This is a genomic window from Methylocella sp., assembly GCA_037200525.1.
Lineage (GTDB): Bacteria > Pseudomonadota > Alphaproteobacteria > Rhizobiales > Beijerinckiaceae > Methylocapsa.
In genome coordinates this window covers 3,359,872-3,380,497 of record JBBCGG010000001.1, presented here as the reverse complement: position 1 = coordinate 3,380,497, position 20,626 = coordinate 3,359,872, and the positions used below count along the sequence as shown (strand labels likewise).

The window sequence follows — 20,626 nt, the reverse complement described above, 5'->3', positions numbered from 1 at the left end:
TCAGCCATTGGCTCCAAGTGCGCCCCCTTCTGCTTTACCCTAAGCGAGGAGATCGGCCCTGCGCGAGACGGTGTCGACACCCTCAAATTTCAAACTGAGACACTACCGCAAATCGCTAGGATGCTGCTGTGCCAGATGAAGAAGAAAATTCCGACTCGGGCTCCAACGAAATTACGAAAGAGTACAAGGCTGGTCCGACGATCCACAAACGAACGTAGTTCTCCGACTAAAAGCCGGGGCGCACGCGGGAAGAGGCCATTCAAATTTTTGGCCGGGAATATTGCTCACTACGATAAAAAAGCTTCTCCGTTAAGGTTAGGAGGGATAATGCCAACCGGACCCAAGAACCAAAAGCGCCCCGCCAACGTAATCGGCAAAGCTATTATGGTCGCCAAGATTCGCGACTGGTGAGATTGAAGAAATTATCGAAGACGACGGCAAAGGCCCGGCCGCGAGAGCCCTTGCAAGAAGGGCCGCGCGGCGCGGGCTAAGTCACTTACGCCAGAACGCAGATTGCTAAAAAACGCCGCCGAGTCGCACTGGAAGAATCGCTAGCACGACTTGGCAGAATTATTTCCAGTGAACCTTGGTGCGCACTCGGCAGTGGGGACATCGTTGGAAGGCTTGCTTGCTGGATAGCGCCTTGATGACGGCGCGTCGAACAGCTGGCAAGGTCGGCTGCGGCCGCCCGGGATGGATTGTTTTCTTTCCGTTTCGCCTGCTTGAGGCGCTGCTGTTGCAGGAAGGCTTAGGCGATCATGGTCAAGAGCGCGTGCCGGTGCTGCCCCGCCATGATCGCCCTTCGAAGTGATCGAGGCCGAGTTCTTCCTTCATCTGCCGATGGGCCTGCTCGCAGACAACGGGCACATCTGTCGCCGCTTCTCGTGGCCAAGTTTCTCAACAAACGGCTTTAGCCAGTGTCCGTCAGCGCCGCATCCCAATTCGCCATCGCTCGCGCTCCCATGAGAGCGCGAAGCCTCGCCAATCAAGGTAACCAATCCGTTAATCCGCCAAAGTAGCGGTAGGTCCGCATGGCTATTGCCGGGCCACAGATGACGACGTTGAGAAAGCATTGCCGGGTAGTGGGTCAGTTTGAAATTTGCTGAGATTGACAGGGCATGGAAACAGCGCCGGGCATGTGCCATATTCCCGGTATGACAGCACGCGATCGCTTCCCCGCAAATTTGAAATGCCCGCAATGCGGCCGCGAAGGCATAGCGCGTCTTTCCGAGGAGGACGGTTATTCCTACGCCTTTGGCAGTCAGGACACGAAGGTTGACCATCTGCCGGAGGGCTTCCTGGTTGTGGAGCAGAAAAGCCCTGTAGGTAGCGTCGATCTTTTCTGCGCAGGCTGCAACGTTTCGGCAGTAGCAAAATGACCAAAACGCCGAAGCGTCCCCGCGACCCGAGCCAGCTCGCCAAGTTCGTTATCGACGCTGCAACAGGCGAAGCTGAGGCTATAGAAGATAGTCCGGAGCAAACCCGAGCAAGTAAAGGCGGCACAGCGGGCGGACCAGCACGGGCGCGCGTCTTGACGCCCGCGCAGCGCTCGGAGATCGCGCGCGTTGCCGCTGAGGCTCGTTGGAAGAAGAACTAGGCTGCGTCCTTATCGCCCTGATTCCGACGTTCTTCAACGTCATCTCGGAAATCAAAGAGCATCGGGATTGGCGACTGTTCAGAGTTCATGTCGTTATATGCGTCTACGTCCGTGGATAACTGGACGCAGTCGCCCACGATCTGCTCTCGCCGTTGTATGAATGCCTTTTGCATGTGCTGTCTGGGGGCGTCTTTCATCATCGCCCAGAAGGTGAACTGAACGCCAGCTTTAGTCACTCTTACAGCATGGTTTACGCGATAGCGGCGACCTTTTGCATCGGTCGCATACTCCTCCCGCAAAGCCGTTGCCATGTCCTCAGCCAATTTGGCATAAGGATCTGTTTCCGGGAGGGCGATCAAGCCTTCCCGGACGCCCCACTGTACTGCATCCCGCAACGTTGCGGGTACAGCACCGTGTTCCCGCTCATATGCATGCCAAATGTGCTGGAGATTTTCTTTGTACGCGGCCATAGTGGAACCTCACAAAGAAGCTTGGGCGGCAACGCCCCATCCATCCACGTTCGCGGCGCTGACCACGAAATGACGGACTTTGGTCTTGTATTTAGATAACCAGTCGTATCTTTTCATCTTCCGTTGCAATTGCCCGACGACGATCCCCGGGTGCCGCTGCACTCTCTTTGAGAAACCAAGCAAGTCCTTCTCCGAAATATAGGGAAACTTCCGAATATAGAAGTTCTCAAGTTCATCGATCGGTACACAGCAATTAGCCGCCGCCTTGTTGGCCTTCAATTCTTCTGGCGGGAGATCACCATTATCAACTTCAAGGTCCAAATCGACCGTCTCGGCAGAGAGTTCGCCTTTGCCATCTCTGTTCAGGACATGCTCAATTTCATGTCTCAGCACGAACCAGAAGTTATCAATTCGATCATGCCGAATCGTCATCCCGATGACTGGAGAGCTATCGTCAAGCCAGAAGCACACTCCATCTATATTCGCCTTGGGCAACGTTTCGACTATTACATATCGAATCCCGCACTCCGATAGGACCTTTGGGATATGCCTAATTTCCTCTGGATCAACCATGAAGATCGGCATATTTGCTATGAATGACCGAAGCGCGCTCTCGGAGTAGTGCGTCACTACCATCTCGCTCGCCATCTGACGAACGCGAAATAGCCACGCAAGTTGAGACGGAGTTGTCTCCGCGTAATCGGCCTTCTTAGCCGCGTGAGCAAGATAAGGAATCTCATCGAGACTATTTTTGCGGAAGAACCGCATCATTTGCAGTTCCAGAAGCGGAATGTCCGTATCCGCCAACCATTCGCGCTTAATCATTTCCCGGACCGGGAAGACGCTTTGAAGCGTCGCGCGACGCGAAATCCCAGGATCGGGCGCCCTTGCTTTCGCCATTTCGTACATCTTTTGAAGATTGGCGAAATACTCCGCAGACACGTCAAATGCCACGCCAAGCGCTTTCGCCATCTCAGGGCTAATTCCTCGCTTGCCGGACACGATCACGTTCACAGCCTGCTCGGCCACTCCCAAAATGTAGGCCAAATCTCTTTGAGACCAACCACGCGCCTCCAATTCATCTCGGATAAACTCACCGGGATGAGGAACGTCAGTCAGACAAGATGCCATCGCCATGCCGATCCTCCTCAGTGTGTGTCGCCAATTTTGATGATGCGGATGATTGGAGGGTTCTCCTCCTCCGAAAGAACAAAGACGATGCGATATTGGTCGTTGATGCGTACCGACCGCTCATTCGCCCGTTCACCTTTCCCCTTCTTGTAATGCAAGCCTTTCAAGTTCCTCAGGTCGCGTTCGTCGCGCGCCGCCTCTAATTGGATGAGCCTATTCCGAGCGGACCGGATAACGGCGACAGGCAGACCAAGCCGGTAAGCTTGGTCTGTGCATATCTGCGCCAAATCATCATCGGTAAACTCGACCTTCATGAAGAATCAACATATAGCATTCTCTCCGCACCGTCAATCATCGACTGAACGCCACGCGTTAAACTGACCCTTAATGCTTGACTTATGATGGCAAAAGCGCCACCATACATTTATGAACCGCCTTACCTCCAATGACCGCGCTCGCATCCTTCATCTTCTCTGTGAAGGCCAATCGATCCGTGCCGCCACCCGCCTCACGGGCGCCAGCAAGAACACGGTCACGAAGCTACTTATCGATGCCGGCAAGGCGTGCATGGCGTACCATGACGCTGAAGTTCGGGACGTGAAGGCCAAGCGCGTTCAGGTCGATGAGATTTGGTCATTTACCTACGCCAAGCAAAAGAATGTGGCGGCGGCGAAGGCCGCGCCGAGCGGCTCTGGTGACACCTGGACATGGACTGCAATCGAGGCAGACACGAAGCTAATCGTCTCCTATTTCGTCGGCGGTCGCGACGGCGAATGCGCTATGTGGTTCATGGACGATCTACGCTCGCGTCTCGCCAATCGCGTCCAGCTTACGAGCGACGGCCACAAGGCCTACCTTGAAGCCGTCGAAGGAGCCTTTGGGGCCGATGTGGACTATGCACAGCTCGTGAAGATCTATGGCGCGTCGCCTGAAAGCGCTAAGGGCCGTTACAGCCCCGCTGAATGCACTGGTGCACGTAAGGAGCGGATCGAAGGCAATCCTGACTTCGAGCATGTTTCAACGTCCTACGTCGAGCGCAGTAATCTAACGGTGCGGATGCACATGCGCCGCTTTACTCGGCTGACTAATGGCTTCTCAAAGAAGATCGAAAACCACGCCTACGCCGTTGCGCTTCACATGATGTATTATAATTTCGTCCGCATCCATTCGAAGCTGCGCATGACGCCAGCTATGGCCGCTGGCATATCTGACCGGCTTTGGGAGATCGGCGATATTGTCGCGCTTGTCGAAGCCGCCGAGGAAAACCCCGCGAAACGCGGCCCTTACAAAAAGTCGGTTGAAGAAATTTCAAACTGACCCACTACCCATTGCCGAGGGCACTGGACAAACTTTTTACATCGTGGCTAGGCCGTGGTGACGAATTCGGCGTTTGGGGGATTCTCGCGAGGATCTTTCCATGATTCAAGGCTGATTTTTGGAGATCAGCCTTGATGATTCGGGATGTCGATGCGCTGCGAGACGATCAATGGGAGCGGCTTTGTGATCTTGTGCCAGGCGGAAGAGCCGGCCAGCGCGGGCCGCGCTGCGACAATCGACGCTTCGTCGACGCGCTGTTATGGATGGCCCGCTCGGGCGGCCGCTGGCGCGATCTGCCCGAACGCTTCGGCGACCATCAGGCGGTGAAACGCCGCTACTATCGCTGGATCGAGCGCGGCGCCTTGGACGGATTTCTTGAGGCATTCACCGCCGAGGCCGATCTCGAATGGCTGATGATCGACTCAACAATCGTGCGCGCCCATCAGCACGCGGCCGGCGCAAGGATCGCCAAAGGGGGGCGGATGCCCAAGGCCTGGGCCGCTCTCGCGGTGGTTTGAGCACCAAAATCCACGCCGCGACAGACGCACTCGGCAACCCCGTTCGGCTCCTTCTCGGACCTGGGCAGCGCAACGACATCACAAAAGCGCACGCCCTGATCGAAGGCTTTGCGGCCGATGCGATCATCGCCGATAAAGGTTATGACGCCAATCACTTGCGCAAGGCTGTTCTTATGCGTGAGGCTGAGCCGGTGATCCCATCAAAATCCAATCGCCGCGCGCCGCTCCCCTACGACAAGGCGCTCTACAAGGAGCGCAATCTCGTCGAGCGTTTCTTCAATAAACTGAAGCAGTTCCGGCGCGTCGCAACCCGATACGACAAGCTCCTCGCAAACTACCGAGGCTTCGTATTGCTCGCCGCTATTGCTATCATGCTCAGGTAATTCGTCACTACTGCCTAGAACCGCACGTTGGTGCGAATCCCCAACACGAGCGCGTTGCGAAAGGTCGTCGTGGCGCCTGGTTGCATAATGTATTGAATGTCGGGCATTATGGTGACCCCGGGATAAACGCGGGCCGTGTAGGCGGCCTCCAAGACCTCTTCGTGCGTCTGTATGCCGAAGGCGGGCCCGAGCCCCCCGTTGCTGAGCGGCAAACCAAGCTCCTGTTCGAGTTCCTGCGCCTGCGTCAGCGCGGCGCTCATTTTTAAATAATCGAACTTTATGCCAAAGGAATCTTCCGGGCGACCAAGAAGACCTGCGCTAGTTAGCAAGCCAAGGTAGGCATGGTCTGACAGGGCGGATGTCGCGCTATCGGCGTGGATGTAGCCGCCCAGTAGAATGAGGCCGTCGGTATCGCTGGGACCGGTCCGCGCCAGCATTTGGTCAAGCAGGACGTAGTACTGCCGCCGTCCGGATGCTTGCGCCGCGGCATTGCCGCTAATCAAAGCGGGATGGCCGGCCGCGTCATTCAAAAGATTGGGATAGGGCGAGGTGTCCTCGTCAAAGCCGATTTTGTAGTGACCCACAAGGTTGTCGTCGCTAAATCTCGGCTCCCAGCCCACCTCGATCGGTACGCTGACACCGGTCGCGCCCGGCTCTCCCCATGACCAGCCCGATATGCCGCCATTATTCGGATTCACCTCGAACAAGCCCGCCATGACATAGGTGCTGAGGGTTGGCAGCGCCCTGATCTGGCCGCCCCAGTTTGCTGCTGGCCATTCCGTTATTCCCGGATACTCCGCCAATGGCTGCGCATTGCCGCAGGCTATGACGTTCATGAAATAGCAGTTCAGCGGCGAGGCGGCGAAATATGTTAAAATGGGCAGCCGCCCTGCTGCAATATCGATGCGGCCGTCAGCCAGCTCCTGCTCGCCGTAAGCGTACACCAAGTGAGCGAGAACATTGCCGCCGCCGCCGAAGATCTCCTGCGCCGTCGCGATGTTATCGCCGATGTCGTCCGCGCTCAGATTTCGGCCGTTGCGCTGCACGATCATCATGTGGTTGGCAAAACCCTGCCAACCAGTGATTTTCGCAAAGTCGAGATCAATTTCCAGCCCGATCTGTCCGGCCGATTCAATCCCCTGTCGACGGCCGCCCAACGGATTGCCTGCCGATTCCGTTAGGTAATCAAACTCGACATTGACGCCGTAGCTTAATAGCGATGTCCGCAAGCCGCCCCAATCTCCCAGCAGATGATCCCTGCCAAAAGGCGCCTGAAACAGAGGGCCGATTCCCGAAGAGGCCGTCGGTTGGCTGGGCCCTGGGCCGTTAACGAACTGCGGTGCCGGTGCCGGCGTCTCCTGCGACCGTTCCTGCGCGCATGCGGCGAAAGCCGGGAACGCGACCGCGCCAACCATCGCCAATACTGCCAGAAACGATGACCGCACGCGCGCCGCGGCCAGCGCATGGCGCCCCAGAGCTGCAGCAAAATGTTGCAACCCCATCGGATACAGGGAGCCGCGTCGGCTGGTATCGGTCAGCGGGCGCCCGCGCATCTATCGTCTGCCTCTACCCATTGGTTGCGACGTAGGGTTTGACCATCTTCACCGGGTCGACCACGCGGTCGAATTCCTCTTCAGTGACGAATCCGAGTTTTAGAGCCGCAGCTTTTAGCGTGAGGTCATTGTCCATCGCGTAATGCGCGATTTTCGAGGCCTTGTCGTAGCCGATCACTGGCGCCAGCGCCGTCACCAGCATCAACGAGCGGTCCACATACTCCTTGATCTTCTTGAGATTCGGCTTTGTTCCCTCAACCAGATATTTGCGGAAATTCACGCATCCATCGGTCATGATCGTGATTGAATGAGCGATGTTATAGATCATCAGCGGCTTATAGACGTTCATCTCCAGATAGCCGCCGGCCCCGCCGAACCCGACCGCCACGTCATTCGCCATCACCTGCGCCGCGATCATCGTCAGCGCTTCGGCTTGCGTCGGATTGACTTTGCCCGGCATGATCGAGGAGCCTGGCTCATTCTCCGGAATCAGCAGTTCGGCGAAGCCTGCGCGAGGGCCGCAGGACATCAGCCGGATATCGTTGCCGATCTTATAGAGCGATGCCGCCAAGGTGCGGAGCGTGCCTGAGAGCTGCACCAAAGCATCATGGGCGCCCTGCACGGCGAACTTATTCGGCGCGGTGACGAAAGGCAGGCTCGTCAGTCTGGCGATTTCGGCGGCGGCCGCTTCGGCAAATCCCGGCGCCGCGTTGATGCCGGTGCCGACGGCCGTACCGCCTAGCGCCAGGCGGTAGACGCCTTTCAGCGCGTCGTCGATGCGCTCCAGATCGTCCGCGAGCATGGCCGCATAGCCAGACCATTCCTGTCCGAGCGTGATCGGCGTTGCATCCTGCATATGAGTGCGGCCGATCTTGAGATATCGGCCCAATCCGCGGCCTTCGCCGCAATGGCGTCGCGCAGGGCCTTCACCGCGGGGATCAGGCGCTGCGTGACATTGATCGCGGCGGCCATATACATCGCGGAGGGAAACGTGTCGTTCGACGATTGCGACATGTTGACGTGATCGTTTGGATGAACCGGAGTCTTGCCGCCAAGCGGCGCGCCGGCGAGCTGGCTGCAGCGATTGGATATCACCTCGTTCACATTCATGTTGAACTGCGTGCCGCTGCCGGTCATCCACACGTGCAGCGGGAACATGTCCTGATGCTGGCCGGCTAGAATCTCGTCGCAAACCTCGACGATCAGACTATGGGCGCGATCGTCGAGCCTCTTGCCGGCATGGTTGGCGTTAGCCGCCGCCTTCTTCAAGATCGCGTATGCGCCGATCATTTCCCGAGGCATCAGATCCTTGCCGATGCTGAAATGCTCCAGCGACCGCTGGGTCTGCGCGCCCCAGAGCTTGTCGGCAGGCACGCGAACCTCACCGAGGCTATCGGTTTCGGTGCGAAAGTCAGTCATGGTCATTCTCCTGATTCATAGGATCATCTTGCAAATGGAAAAGCGTCCCGTGTGCCTCACAGGAGATGCTCCGCGAGGATGATTGCGACAGTTATGGTCACAACCGATCCGACTGTGCTCACGAGTGTGGAGGCGGCGGCCTCGTCCGCGTAAGACCGGTAGCGCAGCGCGAGCATGGATGCCGCCGTCGCGGTTGGGATCGCGCCGGTTAGAAACAGCTCGCGGGCCGGCGCGCCATGGATTCCAAGCAGCAACGTTAATCCGAACATGGCTGCCGGCTGCCCGATATTCTTCAGCAGAGCGTTGAACGCGATGTCGCGATCCAGACGCAGCCGCTGGCCGTAGAGGATAAGTCCCAAGGTGAACAGGGCGACGCCAGCGGCGGCCTTGCCGATGAGGTCGAACGAAAGCTCCAGCACCTGTGGAAGATGGACTCCGCCGAGCGCCAGGACGGCGCCTGAAATCGGCAGCCAGACGACGGGTTGCTTCACCGCATCAATTAGGCTCCTGGCGATGAGAGGCCCTACGTTCTGTTCCGCCTTCCCTGCGCCGAGCCCGATTTGAACGAGGACCAGAGTCAGCGGGATCATGATTACGCTGGTGACCAAATTACCCACCACGACCGCCAGCAGTCCCGGAGGACCTACCACGGCCTCCAGCACCGGCAGCCCTGAATACGCCATGCTGGGGAAGGCGCAGACCAGCGCCTGCAGAGCGCTTTCGCTCAAACTGCGGCGGAAGATCGCCTTGCCGATGCCGAACGCGACGGCGTAAGGCGCCATTAAGCCGACGACCATCGAAATAAGATAGGGGCCGTTCTCGATTGTGACGGGAGAGATCTTTAGGACACCTCCGAGAAGCGCGAGCGGTAGAGCGAAGCGTACCACGAAGTCGGCGAAGACAGGCGCCGACTTCTTGTCGATGATGCCGAGATGAGCCGCCAATAGTCCGAGAGCGACTACGAAAATGACGGGAAGCAACGCCGCCAGGATGGTCTGCGTCATGACAAGAAACTCCCCTCGCGACGGCGCAGAGTGGCGGCCGCCGTGTTAAAGCGATATCAATTGAGGTCATCTGAAGCCAGTAACTCGTCAGCCGCCGTCGACCTTGGAGAGGCCGAGCAGCTTGATGAAAGTGACTACGGCGCGGGCCATAGCCGCGACGGCGTCGGGGGTTTGGCCGGTCGAGCGGCCGACGCCGGCGTTGTCGAAAGCGATCACCCGGCGATCGGCGGCGAGGGCGTTCACGACGGCGGGGTCCCGCGCATCGATATTGCCCGAGAAACGCCGCGGCAGAATCAGCGGCGTTCCAGTCGATGGCTTAGGCTGGCGATAAGTGAAGCGGATCCCGCCGCCTTTGACGTAACGGGTGGGCGCGGTTTCCCGCGTGGAGCCGTCACGGTTCGCGGGCGAGGGTTCGGTCATGTCATCCTCCAAGCGCTCTTAAGAAAACATCGCGGACGATGACATGACGGCGATCGGATCGAGTGTTACAAGGCATAAGGCAGTGCAAAGCCCTGTTACCAAGGCCGCTCGGATGAGCGAGCAGCCGGCCGGCGCGTAGAGCGCCCACGGAACCTGACGGGCTCTCGTGGCGTCCGCCAACCGCCTCGCAAGCGGCATAAGAGTTTTGCATTATAGACGCAGACTCACCATGCGAGTAGTCCCCGCACGGGTACAGGCTAACCGAGGCCGCCCATCGGAGATGCACCATGGCTCTTTATGTTGTCGCATTACTCACCGGCATCATCGCTGGACTGCGAGCGGTGACTGCCGCTGTCAACTGGGCGGCTGAAAGTTCTCCTCGCTTCCATCCCCGCACTGGGCCATCTCAATCCCCCTCGTAAAGATTCATCGAAACCGGTCCGACCCCCAAGGCGCCAAAAGGTTGTTGAGATGACGGCCTGCAGGCCCAAAGACGGCCGCTTCGCTTTCCTTAGCGCTGGCGATCCGGGATGTGCTGGACAAGCCTAATTATCATTCGCGCGCGATGGAGATGGCCAAAGAGTTCAGCCGTATCGACACGCGGTCCGAAATACTCCGGATTCTCGAACAGGTCTCGCAGGCTTCAGATGTTCAAGGGGCGCCGGTTTACGCGAGGTGACATAGGAATTGCCGCGGCCATGTCGATTGCATTGTCTTGCTGTTCCATTCGGTAGGACGCGCGGCGCCATCACGCTAGCCGCGCATCCGCTTTCCGCCGTTTTGAACACCTTTCCACATCAATCTCCAACTGCCTTCTATCGGAAGAAACTTCGCTTGACGCGGTCCGGCGAAGGGAAGCATCGAGGATTATAAGATGAACGAATTTAAGTTATTGATCGGCGGACGGCTGACATCAGGCTTCACGACCTTGGATGTCATCAATCCCGCGACGGGGGAAGTGTTGGCGCTCGCCCCACGCGCCGACCGGGCGCAGCTCGATCAGGCCGTGTCGGCCGCGAAAGCGGCCTTCCCTGCATGGGCGGCGAAGCCGATCCGGGAGCGGGGAGCGCTGTTAGCCGCCCTGGCCGACGCCCTCGAAACGCAGCAAGGCGACTTCGCCAGACTTCTCACAGAAGAACAAGGCAAGCCGTTGCCGCAGGCGCTGTACGAAATCGCCGGATCGATCGCCCTGATCCGGTACTTCGCGTCGCTCGATCTCCCCTTGAAAGTGCTCAAGGAGGACGCAACGCAAAAAGTGGTGCAGCAGCGGTCGCCGCTGGGGGTCGTCGCCGCCATTACTCCATGGAATCTCCCAATGCTTCTTCTGATCGTAAAGGTGGCGCCGGCGCTGCTGGCCGGCAACACCGTCGTGGCGAAGCCCGCGCCCACGACGCCGCTTACGACGCTCAAATTCGGCGAGATCTGCGCCAAAATTCTGCCGCCTGGCGTGATGAATATTATCGTCGATGCGAATGATCTGGGCGGCGCGCTAACCAGCCATCCCGACGTCGCCAAGGTCGCCTTCACCGGCTCCACGGCGACAGGCAAGAAGGTGATGGAGAACGCCGCGGGCACGTTGAAGCGGCTGACGCTCGAACTTGGCGGCAACGACGCCGCTATTGTTCTCGACGACGTCGATGTGAAAGACGTGGCGTCCAAAGTCTATGCCGGCGCTATGCTCAATGCTGGGCAGGTCTGTCTCGCGATCAAGCGACTGTACGTCCATGACTCGCAATATGACGAGATTTGCGAAGAGCTCGGTCAGCTCGCGCGGGAAGCCGTGGTCGATGACGGGCTGAAGCAGGGCACGCAGATGGGGCCGCTGCAGAACAAAGCCCAGTTCGAAAAGATCAAGGGCTTTCTCGAAGACGCGAAGCAGAACGGGACGATCGTCGCGGGAGGCGAAGCGCTCGACCGCAAGGGCTATTTCATCCAGCCGACCATTGTCAGGGACATCTCCGACGACGCACGACTGGTAAGGGAGGAGCAATTCGGCCCTGTGCTGCCGGTACTACGTTATTCTGAAATCAATGATGCCATCGCACGCGCCAACGACACTGACTACGGGCTTGGCGGCACCGTATGGTCGAAAGATTCCGATAGGGCGTTCGAGGTGGCCTCGAAGATCAATTCCGGAATGGTCTGGATTAACCAGCACATGGCCATTTCACCCGACGTCCCGAGGGGCGGCGCCAAGCAATCTGGCTTCGGCGCGGAGCTTGGGCAAGAAGGACTTGAGGAGTTCACCCAGGCGAAGATCATCAACATGGCGAAGTGACGCCTTCGACCAGCTGGATTGGGCGGGGTCAGCCGCTTTTGCTGATTGCCTATGCGTCCACCAATTCGGATGTATCCCGCTGCATCGCGGTGGCCGGGGCCCATTCAGCGCCCCGCCAAAGCCACACCCGCTTAACGACGTAATTCCGAAAATCCTGGTTTGCAGCGGCCTGACTCATGGAATTGTGAACCGGCCCGCGCCAGCGACATTGCAACGATGCTATGGGGTTGCGAAAGGAAGTCGGCGGCTTCCCCACTGTCCTCTGACGGTTGCAGACCTACGGCCGGAGCTCCCCCAGCATTGTCGGGATCAGTTCCGACACGGTCGGATGGATCGGGACGGCGCGTTGCAGGACGGTGTAGGGCGCTTTGGCGTTCATCATGTCCAGCACGCCGTGGATGGCCTCGTCGCCGCCTGTGCCCAGAATCGACGCACCAAGGATTTGCTCGGTCTGCGCATCGACGACGATTTTCATGAACCCTTGCGTCTCGCTTTTCTCGACCGCGCGCCCGACCCGCGTCATCGGGCGCATGCCGACGCGAATCGGCCGCCCCGATCGGCGCGCCGCCCCTTCGGTGAGACCCACCCGCCCGAGCGGCGGATCGATGTAGAGCGCGTAGCCGGTGATCCGGTCGCTCACGCGACGCGCTTCGCCATCGAGAAGGTTTGCGGCCACGATCTCGAAATCGTTATAGGCGGTGTGGGTGAACGCCCCGCGACCGTTGCAGTCGCCCAGCGCCCAGATGCCCGGCGCCGTTGTGCGCAACGCATCGTCCACCACGACGAAGCCCTGCGCGCTCACGGCGACTCCCGCCTTGTCCAGGCCGAGATCGTCGGTGTTGGGACGGCGTCCAACCGCCAGCAGAACATGGGACCCCAGGATCTCGGGCGCGCCGAGCGTACAATCGACGCGGACGGCAATATCCTCGCCGCGCGGTTCAAAGCGGATGCACTCGGCGTCGAGGCGGATCGCGATCCCCTCCCGCTCGAGAATGTCCTTGACCGCGGCGGACACATCCTCGTCCTCGTGCTGGATCAGGCGCGGCGCCTTCTCGACGACCGTCACTTCGCTGCCGAAGCGGCGATACATTTGCGCGAATTCCAGCCCGATATAGCTGCCGCCAATCACAACGAGGTGGCGCGGCAGGACGTCCAATTCGAGGATGGAGGCGTTCGTCAAACAACGGACTCGATCAACGCCGGGCATGGTTGGGATGTATGCGCGGCCGCCCACATTGATGAAGATGCGGTCGGTGGTCATCAGGTTTTCGCCGACGCGGACCGTGCGCGGCGATTCGAACCGGGCGTGACCTTCGTAAACGGTGCAACCGGCCATGCCCCTCAGCCACGTCTCGATGTTCTTGCGCGCCGTGCCGGAGACTCGGTCTTTGCGCGCCTTCACCGCTGGCATGTCCACGGCGACCGGAGCACCGATCGTCACGCCGAACTCCGTCGCACGGCGCGCCAGATGCGCGGCATAGGCGCTCGCCGCCAGCGCCTTGGTCGGCGTGCAGCCCGTGTTGACGCAGGTGCCGCCGAACAGCTTGCGCTCGATCAGGGCCACGGTCATGCCCGCCGCGGTCAAGCGCCCGGCCAGAGGCGGCCCGGCCTGGCCCGCACCGATGACGATGGCGTCGTAGGTCCCGCTCACAACAGCAGCATCACCAGAGCGGCGCCCCCGACGGCGACGATATCTTCGATCAAGGCGGCGGGGAGATCCCGCCCGATCGCTCCTGCCAGGCGAGACCGCGCCTCGGCTCCGCCCAACGTGCCTACGGCTGCTCCGATCAAGCCGGCCACGAGCCCACCAACCCAAGCGTCGCCCGCCAGCCCGACGGCCGCCCCGCAGAACGCGCCGCTCACCAGACGGGCTCCGAACTGCATCGGCGCCTTCCGGCTCGGCGTGTTCGGCAGTTTGTCGGTCGCCAGTTCGGCGATCGCGAGCACCGTGAAGATAATCGGCGTGATCGCGGCGCCCAGGAAGGCTAACGGCGTATTCGACAGATTCAGCCAGCCAAGATGAGCCGCCCAGCTGACAGCGGCAGGGGCGGTCACCGCTCGCAGTCCAGCGATGATGCCGATGAGCAATGCGACAAGATAAAGAGCCATAATTCACCTCCGATGGGCGGGCTACCTGTGCCCTATGTGGGATAGAAGGGCGCGGCCAAATTCGGCCGCTCCCAGCGACGCTACGGCTTGGCTCCAGGAGCATATGAATGTGCGCCCCTGCCAGCGAACTTGCCACCCTCGACCATCAAGTATTCATCGCGAATCGGCTTGCCGGCGAAGAAGCTTTCGAGAATCTCGCGGTACCGGCGGCATAGCGCGTCTGTGCGGAGAGACTTGCGCCGGACGTGTGTGGCGTCATGCCGTTGTGCGGCATGGTGCGCCAAGGATGACTTGCGGACGCAGGCTGCGGATACCAGACATCACCCGCATAGCCGGCGAGTTGACTGCTCTTCAGCGCATCCACCAAGGCGTTGGTGTCTGGAATAGCGGGAAATGGTCGGGATGCTGTCACGGGCTTAACTGGTAGGATGCCCTTTACTTGGCGTCGGGGAAAAGCACGCAAACAATCTTTGCCATAACTCGGCTCCTCAGGCGTTTATTTTTACGGATAGATCAGCCGAAGCTCCCGCTCCAACGGCCACAGACGCAGTCAGGCGACGGTTAGCCTGTACCCGTGCGGGGACTACTCGAATCGTGAGTCTGCGTCTATAACGCAAAACCCTTATGCCTCTTGCGAGGCGGTGGACTTGGCGGGCAATCTCGCACCCCTACCGGTGATCTTCCCAAACGCGATGGCGCAGATTAGCCGCGTGGCGTCGGATGCAGGAAGCCCTTGGGGGCAGCCAAAAAGATTGCATCCGTTCTGCTCTGAAATATCCACGCGTTGCGGAGTTGGACCAATGAGGGGAACAGCTCTGGGGGTGGCCCGGGGGGCTTTCGACCCGCCCATTGCGCGCTCTGAAGGCTCCCCATGAGCGACCCACGCAACGTTGCAGCGTCGAGGCGTTGGAGACAATCGCTGGGAAGTCCCGTTCGAGCTTCTGCGAACGTTCCGACTCTGGCAGGTCGCTCACCGGTACGCCACCGCAATGAAAAGCGCCCGACGCTGGCGCGAGACTTGATTGCCAAGCGCTCGATCACCGCTATTGCTCGGGACTGTACTTTATACAGGACACGCGGCGAGCGGCACCTTCTTAAGCGTGTAGCGCACGGTCTGTAGCCGAATGAAACCGTCCCGAAAGACAAAAGTATCGACGCCGTCGTCGGCATAGGTCTTGTCCGAGCAAGCTTTCCACTCAAGAAAAAGGGAGTCTTCCCCATAGAGTTCGGTCGGCAGCTCCCAGCTGGCCTTCGGCAGATCGGCGAGCAGTCTGGCAAAGGCCTCGCGAACGCCAGCCTTGCCCCGCTTGATCCCACCTGCTGAAATGAACTCGGCATCGTCGCCGTAATCGGACACGATGCCCTCGAGGTCGCCGGCAACGAGCGATTGGGCGTGGTGCTGAAAAATCTGCTGTGGCGTGCGCGTCGACATTTTAGGCGGCTCCTGCGGCGATCGGACCTTTTATAGCGCTCATGCTATGCGGTCTGTTTATTGACTTGTGGCGGCAAGCAAGTCTAACCGCCGTTGGACAAATAGTCACTATTTGAAATCTTGGCTACGCCTTCGGCACACGCCGGTGCGATAGGAACGTGACCGCGCCGCCTGAAGGATGACATGACCGAAGTCATACTCGCGAGCTGTCGGGTCGTCGCGCTGGAAACAGCGCCCACTCTTTACGACGAAGGCGCAACGGGATCCGTTTCCGGCGCGGAGCAGCGCGCCAAAGATTACGGATGCAGCAACTTTGCGTCGCGCGAACATAATGCCGACATGGGGACGTTGGCATGTTGGTCGCTGCATTTTTCAACAATCGGAGTGATAGGACCGCATGAAAGCTCTCATTGCTTCAACTCCCCTGATGGGGCACCTCAATCCACTGCTCGCCATCGGATATATGTTGATCAAAGAGGGCCACGAAGTAATAGGCTTATCAAGCAGCGTTATGCGCAGCCGCATTGAAGGAGTAGGCGCGGAATTTCGGCCCTTTCCGGAGCAGGCGGACCTTGATCTACGCGACATCGCTGCGGCGTTTCCCGAGATTAAGAACGTATCTCCAGGGGCTGAAATGTCGCGCTTCTATATGGAGCGCGTATTCATCGACCCCATACGGGCGCAACACTCGGGCCTGCGGGAGGTTTTGCGAAACTTTCCAGCCGACGTCATCATCGCCGACAATGGGTTTTTCGGGGCTTTCCCGATGCTGCTTGGACCGCGCTCGGAACGTCCCGCCATCGTTTTTTGTGGCGTATCGCTTCTGCTCTCTCGCCGCGACGACGGAGCGCCGCATTTAGGCGGCTTGCCGCCTGCAAGCAGCGACGTGCAGCGCGAGGAATATGCCGCTGTCTACAATGAGCATGAAAAGGCGGTCTTTGATCCGATCGCTCATTACTTGAATAAATGTCTGGCGGACCTGGGCGTCCAACCACTGCCGATGAATTTTTTCGATGCAATGGTCGCTCTTCCGGACGCCTATTTGCAAATGACGGTTCCGAGCTTTGAATTTCCACGGCGGAATTTGCCAGCCTCCGTGCATTTCGTGGGGGCTCTGCCGATCATCCCAAATCAGGCCCCGCCGCCACCCTGGGCAAAGGAGCTAGATGGCTCGCGCAAGGTTGTTCTCGTAACTCAGGGGACCCTCTCAAATCACAATTTTAACCAATTGGTGGCCCCAACGCTTGCGGCGCTCGCGAATGAGCCTGATGTGCTCGTGGTCATCACCGCTGGCGGCCGTCCCATCGACGCCATCCCCGGTCCTATCCCGAGCAACGCACGCTTGGCCAGCTATTTGCCGTTCGAATGGATCCTGCCTAAGGTTGATGTATTTGTAACGAACGGCGGTTATGGCAGCGTCAATCAGGCTCTGAGCTTTGGCGTTCCCCTTGTCACCGCCGGGCTGACCGAAGACAAAATTGACGTGAACGTCCGCGTCGCTTGGTCCGGGGTAGGCATTAATCTCGCGACCAATGAGCCAACGTCAGAAGCCTTACGCGAGGCGATCCGGGCGGTACTGGACAAGCCGAACTATCGCGCGCGGGCCTTGGCCATGGCTAAGGAATTCGGCAGCATCGACACCCGCTCCGAAATCCTGCGGATCCTGACGGAGGTCTCGCATGTTCCAAATGATCGGGGCGCCGAGCCAAACCTCCGCGTTTAGGACGAATGACCCATTCTCAGCGATGTCTCGGACCAATTGACGCGCCGGCTCGACGCGCGCTGCCGTCAGCGAAACGGATTGATTGTCATCGAGCCCTGTCTCGCGAGCGGTGCGCTTTGGGTCTACGCCCAATTCGCGAACAGCGGCGCGAACGCCGCCGTCATTCGCTGTTCTTGAAATAGCTCAGCGGTGGAAAAATTTAGAAGGGTTCGCGCGGCTCCCCTCGCCGGATCATTCTTCGGCGGGCTAATCCGTTCGCTCGCGCCCTTCGCCACCCAGCGCCTCCTAACACTGCCTAACGACGGATAACATTCAACTTCCGAAATCCCGAATATGGATAACCAAGGAACTTAGCCGGGGATATCGATCTAAGGGCAGGGGAGGCTATCGCTTCGACACGTGAGACCTACGCGATCGCTTCTAGCGAGATGCCTAGTAGTTCGATCATGGCCAATAATTGCCCCACTGAACATATCAACCCGCCGTTCAGAGCGTGTAACCACATGGAAATGCGCACCTTCTGAAAGAACCGCAATCGCTTTTCTGCTTCAAGTTGCTTTGATCGGAAATGTTCCGATCTTGCGGTTTGCTCGCTATGTTGAGAGGACAATCCGATGAAAATGCTTACTGTCGGCGCAGCCCTTGCCGCCGTTTTGGCGATGGGAACTCCCATCGTCGCGTCCGCCGCGACCGCCCATAATGTGGTGCTCGTGCCCGGCGCCTTTACCGACAAGTCCAGCTGGGACAAGGTGGCCCATTTGCTACGCAAAAAAGGCTTCAAGGTCACTGAAGTCGATATTCCGATGACTTCGCTCGATGCCGATGTCGCCGCGACTCGCAAGGCGCTGAGGGCCCAGAAGGGAGCAACTGTCTTGGTCGGTCATTCTTGGGGTGGCGTTGTGATCGGAGAGACCGGGGACAGCCCCAAGGTCAAGGCGCTTGTCTACGTTGCGGCCTTCGCGCCGGACAAGGGCGAAAGCGTCCAAACGCTTTCGGCCAACGGACCGCCGACGGAAGGTCTGAAAGCGGTCCATCCGGACGCCAAGGGCTTCCTGTCCATTGACCCCGCCGTCTACCCGCATGTCTTCGTCGGCGACGCGGCGGTCGCGGAAGGAGCCGAATTGGCCAAGAAGCAGCGGCCGATCAGCGGCGCCGCCTTCGGAGCCGAGGCCACCGTCGCCGCCTGGCATCTGAAGCCGACCTACTACGCGATTTCGGCCAACGATCTTATGATTCCGCCGCAGGCCGAAGCCTTCTTCGCCGATCGCATGAAAGCCACGACCGTTACGCTGCAGTCGAGCCATGCGTCTCCGGTATCGCATCCCAAAGATGTCGCTGCGCTCATTGAAGAGGCCGCCAAGGGGCAGTGATCCCGGGCCGGATGACGGGAGGTCCGAACCCGGCCGTCGTCCGGCGCAGCTTCGCTCGCGCCATCCAGCAGAAACAAGATCTTCGCAATGACCTGCGGACTGGTCGTACGCTCGTGGCCGGAGCCGGTCTACGTTACACTCACCCGCGGTCATGTTCCCGAGCTTTACGGTGCGTTACCCATCGCAAATTGGTGTGAGCGAGACCCGCTGCAGGGTTGAATCGACGTTTCGCCCACTCGCCTCATGTCGAGCCGCGTCGTATGGTGAAATGGCTAAGAGCGCTCCTCGGCGCTGATGACCTGGCCAATTGATCGTCGGAACCAGTCCTTATGAAAACTGCAGCAATCGGGATCGAGGAAAAATGTGCGCTCAACCCTTGACCGCGCTTTGCGAATGTCTCCTGCGCGGCGGCGTGGCGACGCTAGTTCGGAGGCCGCTGTGCAGTTTCGCGCCAGTTCGCGCTCGAAGCGGCTCGCGCCGGCGTCGCGGTCAAGTCAGGCCTCCCGCAGTCTTTGCTTAAAAGTCTTAGGATTGACAATGATCGTCTTCATCAACGTTTTCCATGTCGATCCCACCAATCAGCAGCGGCTTGTCGACATATTGACCCAGGTTACGGAAGAGATCGTCAGCAAGGCGACGGGCTTCGTCTCTTCGACACTTTACCGAAGCACGGACGGCTCCAAGGTCACTATGTACGCACGGTGGAGCAGCCTCGCTGATTACGAGGCCATGCGCCGGGACCCGGCTCCGCGCTCGTTTCTCGAAGCGGCGCTTTCTATCGCCCGATTTGATCCCGGCATGTATGAAGTGATTCAGGAGTTCAAGCCCCCCAATCCATAAGCGACAGGCATCGAGCCGGTCCTCAATGTCTTCGGTAGACCTAGGCCGTGGTGACGAATTCGGCGTTTGGGGGATTCTCGCGAGGATCTTTCCATGATTCAAGGCTGATTTTTGGAGATCAGCCTTGATGATTCGGGATGTCGATGCGCTGCGAGACGATCAATGGGAGCGGCTTTGTGATCTTGTGCCAGGCGGAAGAGCCGGCCAGCGCGGGCCGCGCTGCGACAATCGACGCTTCGTCGACGCGCTGTTATGGATGGCCCGCTCGGGCGGCCGCTGGCGCGATCTGCCCGAACGCTTCGGCGACCATCAGGCGGTGAAACGCCGCTACTATCGCTGGATCGAGCGCGGCGCCTTGGACGGATTTCTTGAGGCATTCACCGCCGAGGCCGATCTCGAATGGCTGATGATCGACTCAACAATCGTGCGCGCCCATCAGCACGCGGCCGGCGCAAGGATCGCCAAAGGGGGGCGGATGCCCAAGGCCTGGGCCGCTCTCGCGGTGGTTTGAGCACCAAAATCCACGCCGCGACAGACGCACTCGGCAACCCCGTTCGGCTCCTTCTCGGACCTGGGCAGCGCAACGACATCACAAAAGCGCACGCCCTGATCGAAGGCTTTGCGGCCGATGCGATCATCGCCGATAAAGGTTATGACGCCAATCACTTGCGCAAGGCTGTTCTTATGCGTGAGGCTGAGCCGGTGATCCCATCAAAATCCAATCGCCGCGCGCCGCTCCCCTACGACAAGGCGCTCTACAAGGAGCGCAATCTCGTCGAGCGTTTCTTCAATAAACTGAAGCAGTTCCGGCGCGTCGCAACCCGATACGACAAGCTCCTCGCAAACTACCGAGGCTTCGTATTGCTCGCCGCTATTGCTATCATGCTCAGGTAATTCGTCACTACTGCCTAGGAGGGCTGAGCGGCGGACCTCGGCTGGCGGCTAAACCGCGCCGATTGAGCGGCGGCCGATGCGAGAGCCTATCGTAGCAAAGCGCAAGAAGGCCGGCGAAAAGGAGACGAGGCTGACCAAGGTTGACCAAGGTTGACCGGAACGTCATGT

At 59.3% G+C, this 20,626-nt stretch carries 16 protein-coding genes and 5 pseudogenes; 9 read left to right on the top strand and 12 right to left on the bottom strand.

Annotation, left to right across the window (positions count from 1 at the left end):
* Window positions 1-496: 496 nt before the first annotated feature.
* A pseudogene (locus tag WDN46_16590) lies at window positions 497-858 on the bottom strand (hypothetical protein).
* 260 nt (window positions 859-1,118) lie between these two features.
* On the opposite strand from WDN46_16590, the gene WDN46_16585 reads away from it, so the two are divergent.
* Both WDN46_16585 and WDN46_16580 read left to right on the top strand, forming a co-directional pair.
* On the top strand, window positions 1,119-1,379 hold the full coding sequence (locus WDN46_16585) for a hypothetical protein (GenBank protein MEJ0094974.1): 261 nt from the start codon (window positions 1,119-1,121) through the stop codon (window positions 1,377-1,379).
* Window positions 1,376-1,597 (top strand): histone H1, encoded by a 222-nt coding sequence (locus WDN46_16580; protein MEJ0094973.1) that lies wholly within the window; start codon window positions 1,376-1,378, stop codon window positions 1,595-1,597. Before WDN46_16585 ends, WDN46_16580 begins: the two co-directional genes overlap by 4 nt.
* Here the strand turns inward: WDN46_16580 and WDN46_16575 are convergent.
* The 3 genes from WDN46_16575 to WDN46_16565 are packed head-to-tail and all read right to left on the bottom strand — an operon-like array spanning window position 1,594 to window position 3,512.
* The gene (locus tag WDN46_16575; protein ID MEJ0094972.1) at window positions 1,594-2,067 is read right to left on the bottom strand and encodes a hypothetical protein; all 474 of its coding nucleotides are present in this window, start codon (window positions 2,065-2,067) and stop codon (window positions 1,594-1,596) included. The genes WDN46_16580 and WDN46_16575 overlap by 4 nt on opposite strands.
* Before the next feature lie 9 nt (window positions 2,068-2,076).
* Entirely contained in the window at window positions 2,077-3,204 is a 1,128-nt protein-coding gene (locus tag WDN46_16570) for a HigA family addiction module antitoxin (protein ID MEJ0094971.1), read from the bottom strand.
* 11 nt (window positions 3,205-3,215) lie between these two features.
* The gene (locus WDN46_16565; GenBank protein ID MEJ0094970.1) at window positions 3,216-3,512 is read right to left on the bottom strand and encodes a type II toxin-antitoxin system RelE/ParE family toxin; all 297 of its coding nucleotides are present in this window, start codon (window positions 3,510-3,512) and stop codon (window positions 3,216-3,218) included.
* 112 nt (window positions 3,513-3,624) lie between these two features.
* Here WDN46_16565 and WDN46_16560 point away from each other — a divergent pair, with 112 nt between their 5' ends.
* Window positions 3,625-4,515 carry an IS1 family transposase gene (locus tag WDN46_16560; protein MEJ0094969.1) on the top strand — a complete coding sequence of 297 codons (891 nt, stop codon included), beginning with the start codon at window positions 3,625-3,627 and terminating at the stop codon, window positions 4,513-4,515.
* 134 nt (window positions 4,516-4,649) lie between these two features.
* Window positions 4,650-5,416: pseudogene (locus WDN46_16555) on the top strand (IS5 family transposase).
* A gap of 14 nt (window positions 5,417-5,430) precedes the next feature.
* On the opposite strand, the gene WDN46_16550 reads toward WDN46_16555, so the two are convergent.
* From WDN46_16550 to WDN46_16535, 4 genes and pseudogenes are all read right to left on the bottom strand, one after another.
* Entirely contained in the window at window positions 5,431-6,969 is a 1,539-nt protein-coding gene (locus tag WDN46_16550; protein ID MEJ0094968.1) for a carbohydrate porin, read from the bottom strand.
* Window positions 6,970-6,982: 13 nt separating this feature from the next.
* Window positions 6,983-8,388 (bottom strand): annotated as a pseudogene (gene fumC, locus WDN46_16545) (class II fumarate hydratase).
* A 56-nt stretch (window positions 8,389-8,444) separates the two neighbouring features.
* Window positions 8,445-9,392 carry an AEC family transporter gene (locus WDN46_16540; protein ID MEJ0094967.1) on the bottom strand — a complete coding sequence of 316 codons (948 nt, stop codon included), beginning with the start codon at window positions 9,390-9,392 and terminating at the stop codon, window positions 8,445-8,447.
* 87 nt (window positions 9,393-9,479) lie between these two features.
* A complete protein-coding gene (locus WDN46_16535) occupies window positions 9,480-9,812 on the bottom strand; it encodes an alpha/beta hydrolase (protein MEJ0094966.1) in 333 nt (110 codons plus the stop codon).
* Between the two features lie 874 nt (window positions 9,813-10,686).
* Here WDN46_16535 and WDN46_16530 point away from each other — a divergent pair.
* The gene (locus WDN46_16530; protein ID MEJ0094965.1) at window positions 10,687-12,090 is read left to right on the top strand and encodes an aldehyde dehydrogenase family protein; all 1,404 of its coding nucleotides are present in this window, start codon (window positions 10,687-10,689) and stop codon (window positions 12,088-12,090) included.
* A gap of 277 nt (window positions 12,091-12,367) precedes the next feature.
* Here WDN46_16530 and WDN46_16525 read toward each other — a convergent pair whose 3' ends face one another.
* The 4 genes and pseudogenes from WDN46_16525 to WDN46_16510 form a co-directional block, all read right to left on the bottom strand.
* Window positions 12,368-13,741 (bottom strand): FAD-containing oxidoreductase, encoded by a 1,374-nt coding sequence (locus WDN46_16525; GenBank protein MEJ0094964.1) that lies wholly within the window; start codon window positions 13,739-13,741, stop codon window positions 12,368-12,370.
* Window positions 13,738-14,199: a DUF4126 family protein gene (locus WDN46_16520; GenBank protein ID MEJ0094963.1), complete on the bottom strand. Its 462-nt coding sequence runs from the start codon at window positions 14,197-14,199 to the stop codon at window positions 13,738-13,740. The genes WDN46_16525 and WDN46_16520 overlap by 4 nt, the downstream gene beginning before the upstream one ends.
* An 80-nt stretch (window positions 14,200-14,279) precedes the next feature.
* Window positions 14,280-14,584 (bottom strand): annotated as a pseudogene (locus WDN46_16515) (NAD(P)-dependent oxidoreductase).
* Window positions 14,585-15,262: 678 nt separating this feature from the next.
* A complete protein-coding gene (locus WDN46_16510; protein ID MEJ0094962.1) occupies window positions 15,263-15,631 on the bottom strand; it encodes a nuclear transport factor 2 family protein in 369 nt (122 codons plus the stop codon).
* 397 nt (window positions 15,632-16,028) lie between these two features.
* Between WDN46_16510 and WDN46_16505 the strand changes: the two genes are divergently transcribed.
* From WDN46_16505 to WDN46_16490, 4 genes and pseudogenes are all read left to right on the top strand, one after another.
* The gene (locus WDN46_16505; GenBank protein MEJ0094961.1) at window positions 16,029-17,354 is read left to right on the top strand and encodes a nucleotide disphospho-sugar-binding domain-containing protein; all 1,326 of its coding nucleotides are present in this window, start codon (window positions 16,029-16,031) and stop codon (window positions 17,352-17,354) included.
* A 614-nt stretch (window positions 17,355-17,968) separates the two neighbouring features.
* Entirely contained in the window at window positions 17,969-18,724 is a 756-nt protein-coding gene (locus tag WDN46_16500; protein ID MEJ0094960.1) for an alpha/beta hydrolase, read from the top strand.
* 537 nt (window positions 18,725-19,261) lie between these two features.
* A complete protein-coding gene (locus WDN46_16495) occupies window positions 19,262-19,564 on the top strand; it encodes an antibiotic biosynthesis monooxygenase (GenBank protein ID MEJ0094959.1) in 303 nt (100 codons plus the stop codon).
* A 127-nt stretch (window positions 19,565-19,691) separates the two neighbouring features.
* Window positions 19,692-20,458 (top strand): annotated as a pseudogene (locus tag WDN46_16490) (IS5 family transposase).
* The last annotated feature ends 168 nt before the right edge of the window (window positions 20,459-20,626 follow it).

Bases quoted from the DNA above. Each gene is read 5' to 3' on its own strand.
- WDN46_16505 (MEJ0094961.1), top strand. From the start codon at position 16,029: ATGAAAGCTCTCATTGCTTCAACTCCCCTGATGGGGCACCTCAATCCA.
- WDN46_16500 (MEJ0094960.1), top strand. From the start codon at position 17,969: ATGAAAATGCTTACTGTCGGCGCAGCCCTTGCCGCCGTTTTGGCGATG.
- WDN46_16530 (MEJ0094965.1), top strand. From the start codon at position 10,687: ATGAACGAATTTAAGTTATTGATCGGCGGACGGCTGACATCAGGCTTC.
- WDN46_16495 (MEJ0094959.1), top strand. From the start codon at position 19,262: ATGATCGTCTTCATCAACGTTTTCCATGTCGATCCCACCAATCAGCAG.
- WDN46_16550 (MEJ0094968.1), bottom strand. From the start codon at position 6,969: ATGCGCGGGCGCCCGCTGACCGATACCAGCCGACGCGGCTCCCTGTAT.
- WDN46_16570 (MEJ0094971.1), bottom strand. From the start codon at position 3,204: ATGGCGATGGCATCTTGTCTGACTGACGTTCCTCATCCCGGTGAGTTT.
- WDN46_16565 (MEJ0094970.1), bottom strand. From the start codon at position 3,512: ATGAAGGTCGAGTTTACCGATGATGATTTGGCGCAGATATGCACAGAC.
- WDN46_16580 (MEJ0094973.1), top strand. From the start codon at position 1,376: ATGACCAAAACGCCGAAGCGTCCCCGCGACCCGAGCCAGCTCGCCAAG.
- WDN46_16540 (MEJ0094967.1), bottom strand. From the start codon at position 9,392: ATGACGCAGACCATCCTGGCGGCGTTGCTTCCCGTCATTTTCGTAGTC.
- WDN46_16535 (MEJ0094966.1), bottom strand. From the start codon at position 9,812: ATGACCGAACCCTCGCCCGCGAACCGTGACGGCTCCACGCGGGAAACC.
- WDN46_16575 (MEJ0094972.1), bottom strand. From the start codon at position 2,067: ATGGCCGCGTACAAAGAAAATCTCCAGCACATTTGGCATGCATATGAG.
- WDN46_16520 (MEJ0094963.1), bottom strand. From the start codon at position 14,199: ATGGCTCTTTATCTTGTCGCATTGCTCATCGGCATCATCGCTGGACTG.
- WDN46_16585 (MEJ0094974.1), top strand. From the start codon at position 1,119: ATGGAAACAGCGCCGGGCATGTGCCATATTCCCGGTATGACAGCACGC.
- WDN46_16560 (MEJ0094969.1), top strand. From the start codon at position 3,625: ATGAACCGCCTTACCTCCAATGACCGCGCTCGCATCCTTCATCTTCTC.
- WDN46_16510 (MEJ0094962.1), bottom strand. From the start codon at position 15,631: ATGTCGACGCGCACGCCACAGCAGATTTTTCAGCACCACGCCCAATCG.